Source organism: Candidatus Chloroploca asiatica, from assembly GCF_002532075.1.
Classification (GTDB): Bacteria; Chloroflexota; Chloroflexia; order Chloroflexales; family Chloroflexaceae; genus Chloroploca; species Chloroploca asiatica.
Genome location: NZ_LYXE01000096.1, coordinates 42927 through 54639 on the forward strand (window position 1 = coordinate 42927; position 11713 = coordinate 54639).

Here is an 11713-nt window from a genome sequence, read left to right on the forward strand (position 1 = left end):
CCGTCGCGGGTGCCCTGCCCCATACACCGTACCCGGCCCGCGTTGTTGGCGGGTGCCACCGGGCCCGTAGGGGCACCCCTTGCGGGTGCCCTGCCCTGCCGTCGCGGGTGCCCTGCCCTTGCGGGTGCCCTGCCCTTGCGGGTGCCCTGCCCTTGCGGGTGCCCTGCCCTGGCACCCGCAAGGGGTGCCCCTACTCTTTTGACGCAAAGGCGCAAAGGTTTTTGCGTAGGTGAGCTTCACCCTTCGCGTCTTCGCGTCTTCGCGTGAGCTTATTTGCAAAGTGTTCGCTTTAGGCGACGCTCGATGTAGTACAATAGCTTGTGCTGCATCGTGTCATGGCGTGTCGTTGTGGCATCGTGGCAGAAGAAAAAGGGCGACGAACGAAAGGAGAACCGTATGTCGCCGCTGATCGCAGATGACCTCAGCATCGATGAAACTATGCTCACCGTTGATGGGTTGCGGCTCCGTGTGCTGATGGCTGGTGAAGGCCCACCTGTGCTTTTGTTGCACGGCTTTGCTGTCAATGCGGATGATTGGCGTCCAACGATTGCGCGTCTGGTCAAGGCAGGTTACCAGGCGATTGCCCCCGACTTGCTCGGCTTTGGGCGCTCTGATAAACCGGGTGGCGACGCCTATAGTCTGCACCATTATGCCGATCTGCACGCTGGCTTGCTCGATGCCCTCGGTCTTGATCAGGTTGCGCTCGTGGGCCATTCGATGGGGGGCAAACTGGCCCTCGCCACGACGATCCTCCATCCGACGCGGATCACGCGCGTGCTCATTGCCGATAGCGAGGGCTTTATGCAGATCCCTCTCTTTATGCGCAAAGGTGGTACGTTGCCCTGGCTCGGTGAAGCCATTCTGTCGCTGACCTCGCGACCGGGGCTTATTCGTATGCAACTTAATGCTGCTTTTGCCAATCCGCAACAGTATGTAACCCCTGAATTGATCGAACGAGGACGGCAAACGCTTAGCGATCCTGGTGTGCGCCAGACGATGCTCGCCCTGAGTCGCAGCTATGCCTCCACTGACCTCAAAGCGAGTGGCCTCTGGCCGCGCCTGGCCGCGATCAAACAGCCAATCTTGATCATCTGGGGGGCCGAAGATCGCATGTTTCCCGTGAAGTATGCTCAACTCGCTCACCAGGCCCTCCCAGGTGCGCAACTGGTCGTCATCCCCAACTGCGGCCACTTTCCGATGATCGAAGCCGACGCAGCGTTCCACGGCATGCTCCTCGGTTTTCTTGCCGGTGCTGAACGATGAGTGGGTGCCTCAGGGTGCCCTACAGAGGTGGCGGTGGGGCGGGTGAAGCCCGCCCCACCGCCTTGCCCCATACCCTTTAGCCGGTACTTTCGTACCAACAATACCCTCTAGCAAAATACAGATAATTCGTGTATACTGTACTCAGCTTACAAAACATTCATCTCTGCGTTATCACGAATAAGCTGCGTACAGCCCTCCAGGTTCTTGCTCCTCCCCTGCTTGCAGGAGCCTGCTTTCCCTTAGAATAGCAAAAATCGAAGCGTGAAATGAGGGTTTCCCCCGGTGCCCCTGTGGTCACTGGTGATCACACGTTTGAGGAGGCATGGCAATGGTTGATCCAATGGTTCAGGAATTACTTGAGCAGGCAGTTGACTCGCCTGTGAAACTACATCTGCTCATGATGTTTTACGAAAATCCCCGTATGGAAGCAACAGCACGCGCTATTGCCGACCGTGTCTGTCGCGATATGTGGAGTGTTTCGCAAGCGTTGAGCGAGATGGCACACGATGGAATTATGTTGATTTCCGCAGTCTCGAATGGCGAACCGGTCTATCGTTACGAACCGGCACAGGAACGGCTTGAGTCGATCGAGCGCCTTGTCTCACGGTACGATGACCCGATGGAACGTGATCTGCTTCACCATTCGATTCGTGATCTTGCTGCCTATGCGATCTTTCGTCATACCAATGTCTGGGAGACACAGGTCGCCTAATTTGCGGTAATAATCCGGCAATGGTTGGTCCCTCTGGCCCTTATGCCAGAGGGTTTTTTTGTGCGCTCCCTCTGGCCTGCAGGATGGGTTTGATCTTCTTAACACCGTTCTAACAAAAAAACCTTGACAATGATTCTATCAAGTTTGTACAATACGTGTGGATGTAAGACCAAAGAAAAAGGCAAACAATGAAAGATTACTATCAAGTCCTCGGCTTGAATCGTAGCGCCTCTGAGCAAGAGATCAAACAGGCGTATCGTAAATTGGCCCGTACCTATCACCCCGATATCAACCCTGGGGATAAACAGGCCGAGACCCGTTTCAAAGAAATAAATGAAGCGTATGAGGTGCTCTCCGATGCCGAAAAGCGTGAGAAATATGATCGCTTTGGCAGCGACTGGCGCCGCTACGAGCAAGCCGGCGGCCCTGGGCCTGATGTTAGCGGTACCGATTTTGCCGATATTTTTGAGACGCTGTTTGGTGGCGGCACAGGGCGACGTGCCGGTAACTCGGGCTTCAATGTCCGGATGAATGGTCATGATATTGACCAAGAAGTCGAATTGACCCTCGAAGAGGCGTTCAGTGGTACGCAACGTAGTGTGCAGTTCTCGCATGCCAACGGAACCCCGCGCACAGTGACGGTTAAAATTCCTGCCGGGGTGGATACCGGCAATCGCGTGCGTGTCCCCGGTGAAGGCGCCCCGGGTTTGAACGGTGGCAATCGTGGCGATCTCTATATGGTCGTCAAGGTGCAGCCGCATCCGCGCTATGAGCGTCGTGGTGATGATCTTCATATCACCGTGAAAGCCGATCTCTATACGTTGATACTTGGCGGTCAGGTGGCTGTCCCAACGCTGACGGGCAAAACGCTTAATCTGACTATTCCCGAGCAGACCCAGAATGGGCGTGTCTTTCGCCTCGGGGGGCAGGGCATGCCAACGATGCGCTCGGAGCGTCGTGGCAATCTCTATGTCACGGTCAGCGCCGAGTTGCCAACCAATTTGACTGCCAGTGAGCGAGAACTTTTCGTGCAATTGCGCCAGCTTCGGGAGGTAGCTGCATCATGAGCAGTGAGTTGAGGCGGGTGCAACCAACCTATACCATTCGGGTCGCTGCCGAGTTGACTGGTTTGCACGAGCAGAGTTTGCGGATGTACGAGCGTCGTGGCTTGATCAGTCCGGCTCGTAGCAAGGGCAATATTCGCCTCTTCAGTGATCGCGATATCGAACAGATCCGTTTTATCAAGCGCCTCGTTGATGACCTCGGCGTCAATCTGGCCGGGGTCGAAGTCATTATTCAGTTGCGCCGTCAACTCCTCGATGCTCATCACGAGGTGCTGACCCTCCGCGAAGAACTCAGTAGGTGTCAGTAAGTTCCTTTTTATGCTACACTACGCATCGGAACATCTCGATGCCGTTGGGGGTTGGACGCCACACGGCCAACCCCCAACGGCACGCTCCGCCTGTGGTGCGAGCATTAACGCCGACGGCATACGTCCTGTAAGACGAGGAACCCATGCATACCCCACTCCGCGATTTCCTGGAAATTCCGTATGATGAACTCGAGGAACTTAATCTTGAGGTGAAGCGCAAGCGTATGGCGCGAATGCCCTTTGATGAGCTTCGCGAAGAGCGCATTCGCTATCTGACTGATGAGAAACGGATCAAGGCCGTGACGGTCTGCTTTGCCGATCTCGAAGGTCGCTTGCATATGCTCGACTACGATAAGAAGTTTCTCCTCTCCTCTTCGGATAATCTTACCTTCGATGGTTCGTCGATTCGTGGCTTTTCACGTCAGGCCGAGAGTGACCTGCGCCTGGCCGTTGATTGGCCCGCCTTTTACTGGCTCCCTGCTGATGTCTTTGGGCCAGGCAAGGTGCTCGTCTTTGGTGATGTGTTAGAACCCAATGGGACGCCCTATAGTGCCGATATGCGGGCTCGCCTCAAGGCTTTTACCAGCGATCTCTATGCCCGTGAGGGGTTGATCTGCAATGTCGCCAATGAGATCGAGGGCTTTCTCTTCAAGGGGCGCAATGCCGAGCAGCGCTTCCGCGAGACGGATCGCTTTGAGTTTGTTAGCCCTGGGGGTTATTATCATACGCTGCCCAATGATCCGTTACGCCTCTTTATTGATAGTGCCGCCGAGGTGCAGCGGGCGATGGGCTTTGATAATGAAAAAGACCATCCTGAGGTGGCCCCTTCCCAGTTCGAGATGAACTATTCGTATGCCGAGGCCACGATTGCCGCTGATCAGGTGCTCTTGTACAAGCTCATCTGCCGCCAACTTGCCGATCGCCTCGACATGACGGCAAGTTTTCTGCCCAAGCCAGTCACTGGCGTGAATGGCAGTGGCATGCATACCAACCTTTCTGTGAGCCAGGCTGATACCAACCTCTTTTATGACGCCGATGGGCGCCACGACCTCTCTACCTTCGGCTGGCGGTTTGTCGAGCACATCCTCGAAGCGGCTCAGGATCTCTGTCTGATCTTGAACCCCAGTGTCAATGCCTATCGTCGCCTTGATCCTCACTACGAGGCCCCAAATCAGGTCAAGACCTCGGCGATTGACCGGAGCTCGATGATCCGCATTCCGATCTGTAATCCTCGCTCAGCTCGGATCGAAGTTCGCTCAATGTCTCCCGATGCCAATCCGTACATGGCGATCTATGCGTTGCTCCGTACCGGCTTGTATGGCAGTAGTCGTGCCTCGACCCCCTTCACCAACGAGTTTTTGCCAGCCAATATCTATGACGCTCTCGAGCGCTTCCGGGTGAGCACGTATATGTCTGACCTGCTGGGCGAAGCGGCCAAAGCCCGCTACCTCGAGGAAAAACTGGCCTCGGCTGAGCGCTGCCCGCGCCTCCTTGGCAACGTCATCAAACGCGCCGAGGTGCAGTTCCATCACGAAGTAACCAACCAACAACTCTGGAGTCTCTTTTAAGCCCGATACTTTTCAAATAAGCTCACGCGAAGACGCGAAGGGTTACGCTCACCTACGCAAAAACCTTTGCGCCTTTGCGTCAATATAGGTCAACCGTTTACGGCACGATCACGCGCACGGCCCCCGGCAAGACGCGCGCCGTAAACGGTGTTTCCCCCCAGACTTCGCCGTCGCCAATGAGCGTTTCGCTTGGCTCGGTTGTCACCGTTACTTCGCGAGCCTGCCAGTGACGTACCATTTTGTTGTGCTCGGCTGCTTCATCTGTCGAGACGCTTTGGCGCAAGAGCGAGAGGTAGTTCAGGTTTTGCACGATGACCAGATCAAGCAACCCGTCGCTGATGCTGATCCGCGAGAGCAAGGGCAACCCGGCGATGCCGATGTTGCCCGAGTTGGCAACCATGCACGTATACCCCTCGGTTTCGACTTCTTCGCCGTCAATCACCAGCTTGTAGCGTACTAGTTCCAAATCCTGTTGGATTGCCGTCAGTGCATACGCGAGCTTGCCGAGCCGCTCTTTTGACTCACGCGTTGTCTCTTTGACATAACGCGCTTCGTAGCCTGTTGCGACACGCAACGCGAAACGATGCTCGCCAACCTCGCCCATATCAATGTCGCGGACAGGAATCTCGTCACGGGTCAAGAGCGCAGCCGCCGTTTCGATATTGTTTTCGATCCCGAGTTCGATCGACATTACGTTGCCTGTGCCCCCAGGAATGATCGCCAGCGGCACGCCGGTGCCCGTCAGACCACTGGCCGCCTCCATGACGGCCCCGTCGCCGCCGTAGATCATCACGACATCGTAACCATCAAGCGCGGCATGAGCGGCTATTCGTTGCGCATCACCGCTGCGATGGGTCAGGGCGATGTCCCAGGTGAAAGGCGCCTCCTTCAAGATGCGGTTGAGGGGGCGCAGGATGGGGCGTTCGACGCCCGACGCGGGGTTGACAATTACCTTGACTCGTTTCAGCGCGGTGCCATCAAGGGTTGTCAATGGGGTTTGAATTGATTCACTCAAGGTGTTTAGGAGATCATCGGGCAGGTTGGTCTGCAGAAACGTCGCCCCAACGAGAAATGGTTGTAACTGGCTGAGCAGTTCTTCCGCATTGGCGGCTTTCCCAACCACAAACAGCGCCGACATTCCGGGTTCGATCGCATCGTTGAACTGCCGTATCCGTCGCGCCAGTTGTTTGCGTGACATAAACCGGTTGGCGAGCAGTCCCCCGGCGGCCATGCCGACAATTGGCAGCGAAGCCAGGGCGCCTACCAGCAATCCCAGGCCAACCCCGGTTGCCGTCGAACCAATCTGGGGCAAGGTTTCATCGAGGCCGTGCATCCGCCGGAGTGTCCCGTCTTCATCGCGCACCAGTACGACAACCTCATCAAGCTCGACAAGCTTGTCCTTCTCGAACTGACGCAACGAGTCCAGCACTCGTCCGGCTTGATGTTTATCCTGAAAGGCAATCGCGGTGAGATGGCTCATCTAAGGTTTCCTTCCTTCAGAACCGTGCGTTGGGGGAACTGCTCACAGCAGTTCCCCCAACGGCACAAAAAACTACCACTCAGCCGCCAATTCAGTCGCCGCCGTATCCGCCGCCTCAAGCGCTTCATCGAGAGCCGCTTCGGTAATCAGTTCGGCTGCCACCAGGGTCTCAATCGCCTCGGGGGCGTCAGATTCTTCGAGCAGGCCAGCCACAACCAGCGCTCGCACGGCCTCGGCGGCAATGGCGGTGCGGAAGGCTTCCACCCCCACCATCGTTGCGGTGGCCTGATTGATCGCTGCTTGCTCCAATTCCTCAGCGGCCGCCACGGTGCTCAGGGCATCAAGCATCGCAGCCCCGCGGAGCGCTTCAGCCCGCTCGATGCTCACTTCGGCTTCAACGATGGCGTGCATTTCGCGCCCGACGGCCAGCAGCGCATCACGTGTCAGGAAACCCTGGGCAACCAGGTAGCCATCGGCCCCCTTGATCGCCGCACTCAGGCCCATGGCCCACGTATGCTCTACCATCAGCCACGCCGCAGCTTTGCCCGGCGGGATGGTCGCTGCCGCCTCACGGATCTCGGCGATTCCCATCCCCTGGCCTGGGGCCTCACCAACGATATCCGCGAGCAATTCCCCTGCCAGCGCTTCTTCTTCTTCACTCAAAGCAAGCCCGAGCATGTGCCCGAGCAGTGCGCCAAATTCAGCCTCTTCGTGGGCGAGCATATCGCTCATCTGGAGGCTATGGGTCGATCCATCATGTTCTTTCAAGATAAAAAGCAGATCAATGATCCGAATGAGACCATGCCCGCGCAGGTGATCGAGTTCTTCCTGGATCTGGCCTTTGAATTTTTCAATACTCTCAAACTCGAAGGCGAGCACCTGAATTGGTCCAATCTTCATACGTGTGTCTCCTCTTGCTGTTTCAGGGCTACCTTCCACCATGGGCCATCATATCAATCACAATCGTCACGGCGAGGATCAGCACATCATTCTGCGATGGCTCAATGGCGACACCATAGGTGTCACGTACGCGAAACCATTTCTTCGAGACCTCGGCAACGCGCCGTCCCTCCTCACCAATCGTATATTCGTGATGGAGCACATTGCCGCGCACTTCAAGATCCGGCGCATTGCCGATTTTGACCGTCCAGCGGTCGCGGATCGGCGTGATCAACGCTTTCCGGACGGTTGCCATCACTTCGCCGGTGGGGCTTTCGATTTGCATCGTGTCGCGCACCCGCAGCATACGCTCTTGAATCCGGCACAGATCGTTGCCCTGGGCATCTTGCAACACGAGCGTCTTGCGAATACGCAGGACTTTACCATCAACCTTGAAGGCCCGTTGGCCCGATTCATCTTCGATCCAGAAATCGTCACCAATCGCCAGCATCCGCTGACGCACTCGATATCGTGTCGCCGTTCCCCGGCGCCCAAAGGTCGCCCGCTCTTCGCGGCGTTCTTCCCGCCGCTCTTCCCGCCGATCCTGCCGTCGTCCTCGTACCATACCGCAACTCCTTCTATGCGAATTCGACCAGCGCAAAGCGCTAGTTGTCCTTGCTACAAACAATATATATTCAGCAGCAGGGTACGTATCTATGCTGAGGGCTAGTTTTTGCGGTTGGAGGGTTCAACGTTAACCGTACGAGCACACGTGCGCGGGCCTGCAGGCCCGCGCACGTGTGCTCGCTACTCAAGCCCCCACTCGCGCAACTCCTCGAGCCAACGGTGGCTCGTCAGATCCATATGGACTGGAGTGATGCTGACATAGCCTGCGGCAATCGCGGCAATATCGGTACCTTCTTCGTGGTAATCCTCGGGTTCGGCCCCGCCGATCCAATAGTAGGGTTTACCCCGTGGATCGTGGCGCACCACCAGTTCGTCACGATAGAAGCGTCGCCCCAGGCGGGCGATCCGCATGCCATAGACCTCTTCGGGTGGGCGCGCTGGGGCGTTCAGGTTGAGCAAAACGCCCGCCGGTAAGTGATGCTTGGTGGCGAGCCCCACCAGGCGAATCACCGCCTGCTGGGCCGCCCGAAAATCCCAGTTGCCCTCTTTGGGGCGTACTTGCGAGACGGCAATGCCAGGTATCTCAAACATAATGCCTTCCATCGCCGCCGCGACCGTGCCCGAATAGAGCAGGTCGGTGCCAAGGTTGGAGCCTAGATTGATCCCCGAGACGATCAGATCTGGTTTGCGCGGCAAGAGGCCCATCACGCCGAGTGCAACGCAATCAGCAGGGGTTCCATCGCAGAGGATCGCCGCACTGCCGTCGGCCAGCGTACCATCCCAGGCTCTGAGTGGATCAAACAACTTCCGATAATGCCCTGCGGCACTCCAGTTTCGATCGGGTGCCACGACGACGGTCTCGCCAACTTCGTTCAAGGCGGCTCGCAACGCGACCAGGCCTTCGCTCTGATAGCCGTCGTCATTCGTCAAAAGAATATACATTATTGTTGGGGGATATCAATATCGCTGAGGCGTACCGTTTTACGCCCCTGGAACTTGATCGTCTTCTGTCCTTCACTGGAGAGTTGCCCGCTCTGCTCGAGATTGGCAATCTCTTTCTGCATCGTCTCGGCCAGTTCCAGTTCGCCCTGGCTCAACAGGCGCGTTACCGCACTCTTGAGTTTCTGCGTGCCACCCTGCACATCGCCCTGGGCAATGTCTTGCAGGGCGCGGGTTTGCAGTTTGAAGGCGCTCACTTTTTCAACGATATTCATGACGCTGGGATTCACCTGGTTGAGTTGCGCCTGATCGGCGGTGAAGGTCAGCAGCAGATCAACCCGTGCTTTCTCACCGAGCAAACCGAGCACTGGCACATCATAGGTTACTTCCACCTGCCCAACGCGATAAGACCCCACGGCTCGTGGATCAACCAGCAGTTCGATCAGCAACGTGCGCCCCTGCCCCGTCTCGAGCTCGCCAAGGGGCACACTGACATCGCGTTCCGAAATCGGCTGATACCCGAGGTTGTTGATCATCGGGAGCACTTGCCACACTGCCCGCGGGGTTACCCCCTGGACCAGGCGCAGATTCATCACGCTATTCTGCACGGCACTATTCTGGGCCTGTTGCACCGTATTCTGAAAATAGGTGGTAATCTGATCAGGATGGCTGATCTGATCGGCGGTGCCGCCAGAACGATTGCCAATTTCGATCAACAGATCCTCATTCCAATCCTTGCCCACCCCGAGCGCCGTAATCGGCACGCCCATGCGTCCGGCATCTTCCGCCCGCCGCAGACAATCGGCTTCGTGCTCGGTCTGACCATCAGTGAGCAACACCATCCGCCGGATCGCCCCGCTTCGGTCTTTCTCGATCTCACGGAGCCCGCGCTCAAGTGCTGGCGCAATGCGCGTGCCACCCGCATCGCGGATGCGGCTAATACGGTCTTTGATTGACCGTGAATCCTGGACGGGGCTGGCAGGAATAAGTACCTCGGTGCGATGATCAAACGTGACCACCGAGACAATATCCTGGCGATCAAGCCGATCAATTGCCATTGACGTTGCCTGGCGCACGCGCTCGATCTTCTCACCTTTCATTGAACCACTGCGGTCAAGCACGAAGCTCACATTAACAGGTACGCGCACGCGGGCCAACACCTGCGTCGGTTGCACCTCAATCAATGCATAGGCGACTTGTGCGGTTGTGGTAGCGGCAAGAAAGGGTCGTGCCAGTGTTGCACGCACATGGACTTCACCAGACATATATCTTCCTCCTGGTGGCGCCACATGATCTGCGAGCGCCAGCATCTGTTACCTTTAATCTAGGTGTTTGAAGTCTACAGTATAGCATGGTCGTTGTCCGGATGCCTGATTCATGCCGGTGTGATGACAGATCGTGCCGTCTGGCCTTAATCTTTGATCTGCGCCAGTTGCGCCCGGCGAAAGGCAATCACAACCTGGTTGACCTGATAGCGATCCTGCGCCTGAGTAAAGATCACGCCGTCGTACCCATTACGGTCGAGCCACCATTCAGCGGCCAGGGCCGGTTCGAGGTTGAGCCCAAGACTCGCGGCTTCCCGGGTAATTGTACGCAACTGTGCTTTCCATTGCCGCCATTCACACCGGAACGGATTCATGATGCGCACGCGATAGCGTGTTGCTGTGATCCCCGGCAAGAGACGCGCCCACCATGGGCTTTCGCCTTCACGTCCTTCACGCAGCCCGATCAGCGTGATGCCCCGCCCGACCGGCGTATGCTCTTGCACCAGCGTTTCGCGCATAAGCCGGTAGGCCCCGAGCGCTTGTGATCCTTCCACCCAGAGCGTCGCCTCACGGGCGACAAGCAGCGCTGCTTCTTCTTGATAATCGGAGACCCGTGGGACGCGGGGTGGGGCCATCAACTGAATCTGTGGAATGGGGCGGTCAGCGACGGGTTGTCCATGCTCGTCTTGCCAGGCGGCTTTGATGACCTGCATTGGCCCGTCGCGATGGAGGCCAAAGCGAAAGCCGCGCCGACTCCGCCCATCGTAGGTACGCGAACTGGCGGCTACCTCGGTGATCAGGCGCAGGCCCCGGCCACATCCTTCCGCAGGAAACCAGGGTACCTCGGCACGGAAGTGAAAGACCATGGCCTGTCCTTTTGGCTCACTTCCTGCGGCCCGCCATCCCCGCCCAACGAGCCCACTCCACCCATCACGCACCGGGCGCAGGGGCGGGTAGATCGCGACCACATCCAGCGCACCGGGTGGTTCATCGAGTACCCAGAGCCCGGGCGGAACCGCCCCTGACATCGGTAGTTTGACAGTTCCTCCAATGACCTGTTGTTCGACTCCGGCATTGGCGAGGCGCACTGTTGGAACCCCGCTTGCCGGCGTTGGGTCAGGTGGCGGTGGTGGTGGCGGCGGGGCACCTGCGATAGCTTTGCCACATGCGATACAGAAACGGACTTCACCAGGGGGGAGTTCGGTACCACAGTTTGGGCAAAATTTCGTACGGCGTGGTAAGGGTGTGTCAGTCGTCATCTGGTTCCCGGGAGAGTGGCAGTTGAAAGCCTTGCAGACAGTTTGCCGGCGACCATGCCTTGCATTATACGATACTTTTCGGCCAACATGCCTCTGATCTTACGACGTTCAGAACCATGCAATCCCCCTACAGCCTAGGGCGATTGCATCATACGAAACCGGATGCAAACATACGCTCTATTTGGCAGCATGTGCATGCAACCAGCGTCGCAAACGGCGGCCCCGGCAACAACGGGGCACCCGCAAGGGGTGCCCGTACACCGGCCCCCGGCCCCCGGCCCCTGGCCCCCGGCCCCTGGCCCCCGGCCCCTGGCCCCCGGCCCCTGGCCCCCGGCCCCTGGCCCCTGGC

Annotated in this window: 11 protein-coding genes; 5 read left to right on the forward strand and 6 right to left on the reverse strand. The window is 57.7% G+C overall.

The features are described from left to right. Window positions 1-396 precede the first annotated feature (396 nt). The 5 genes from A9Q02_RS12735 to A9Q02_RS12755 all read left to right on the forward strand — a co-directional run bounded on the left by A9Q02_RS12735 (window position 397) and on the right by A9Q02_RS12755 (window position 4915). Complete coding sequence (locus tag A9Q02_RS12735) at window positions 397-1263, forward strand: alpha/beta fold hydrolase (RefSeq protein ID WP_097653466.1); 867 nt, start codon at window positions 397-399, stop codon at window positions 1261-1263. A 328-nt stretch (window positions 1264-1591) separates the two neighbouring features. Beyond that, entirely contained in the window at window positions 1592-1975 is a 384-nt protein-coding gene (locus tag A9Q02_RS12740) for a hypothetical protein (protein ID WP_097653467.1), read from the forward strand. Between the two features lie 188 nt (window positions 1976-2163). Next, a complete protein-coding gene (locus tag A9Q02_RS12745) occupies window positions 2164-3042 on the forward strand; it encodes a DnaJ C-terminal domain-containing protein (protein ID WP_097653468.1) in 879 nt (292 codons plus the stop codon). Continuing rightward, window positions 3039-3347 carry a MerR family transcriptional regulator gene (locus tag A9Q02_RS12750; RefSeq protein ID WP_097653469.1) on the forward strand — a complete coding sequence of 103 codons (309 nt, stop codon included), beginning with the start codon at window positions 3039-3041 and terminating at the stop codon, window positions 3345-3347. The genes A9Q02_RS12745 and A9Q02_RS12750 overlap by 4 nt, the downstream gene beginning before the upstream one ends. Before the next feature lie 143 nt (window positions 3348-3490). Next, complete coding sequence (locus tag A9Q02_RS12755; protein ID WP_097653470.1) at window positions 3491-4915, forward strand: glutamine synthetase family protein; 1425 nt, start codon at window positions 3491-3493, stop codon at window positions 4913-4915. Between the two features lie 97 nt (window positions 4916-5012). Here A9Q02_RS12755 and A9Q02_RS12760 read toward each other — a convergent pair whose 3' ends face one another. From A9Q02_RS12760 to A9Q02_RS12785, 6 genes are all read right to left on the reverse strand, one after another. Beyond that, complete coding sequence (locus A9Q02_RS12760; RefSeq protein WP_097653471.1) at window positions 5013-6395, reverse strand: YegS/Rv2252/BmrU family lipid kinase; 1383 nt, start codon at window positions 6393-6395, stop codon at window positions 5013-5015. Between the two features lie 72 nt (window positions 6396-6467). After that, a complete protein-coding gene (locus A9Q02_RS12765) occupies window positions 6468-7295 on the reverse strand; it encodes a hypothetical protein (RefSeq protein WP_097653472.1) in 828 nt (275 codons plus the stop codon). Window positions 7296-7323: 28 nt separating this feature from the next. Further along, window positions 7324-7899 (reverse strand): LURP-one-related/scramblase family protein, encoded by a 576-nt coding sequence (locus tag A9Q02_RS12770; RefSeq protein WP_097653473.1) that lies wholly within the window; start codon window positions 7897-7899, stop codon window positions 7324-7326. A 182-nt stretch (window positions 7900-8081) separates the two neighbouring features. Then, window positions 8082-8843, reverse strand: coding sequence for a 5'/3'-nucleotidase SurE (surE, locus tag A9Q02_RS12775; RefSeq protein ID WP_097653474.1), 762 nt, complete (start codon window positions 8841-8843; stop codon window positions 8082-8084). Next, the gene (locus A9Q02_RS12780) at window positions 8843-10105 is read right to left on the reverse strand and encodes a vWA domain-containing protein (protein ID WP_097653475.1); all 1263 of its coding nucleotides are present in this window, start codon (window positions 10103-10105) and stop codon (window positions 8843-8845) included. Before A9Q02_RS12780 ends, surE begins: the two co-directional genes overlap by 1 nt. A 146-nt stretch (window positions 10106-10251) precedes the next feature. Then, complete coding sequence (locus A9Q02_RS12785) at window positions 10252-11364, reverse strand: zinc ribbon domain-containing protein (protein WP_097653476.1); 1113 nt, start codon at window positions 11362-11364, stop codon at window positions 10252-10254. Window positions 11365-11713 lie beyond the last annotated feature (349 nt).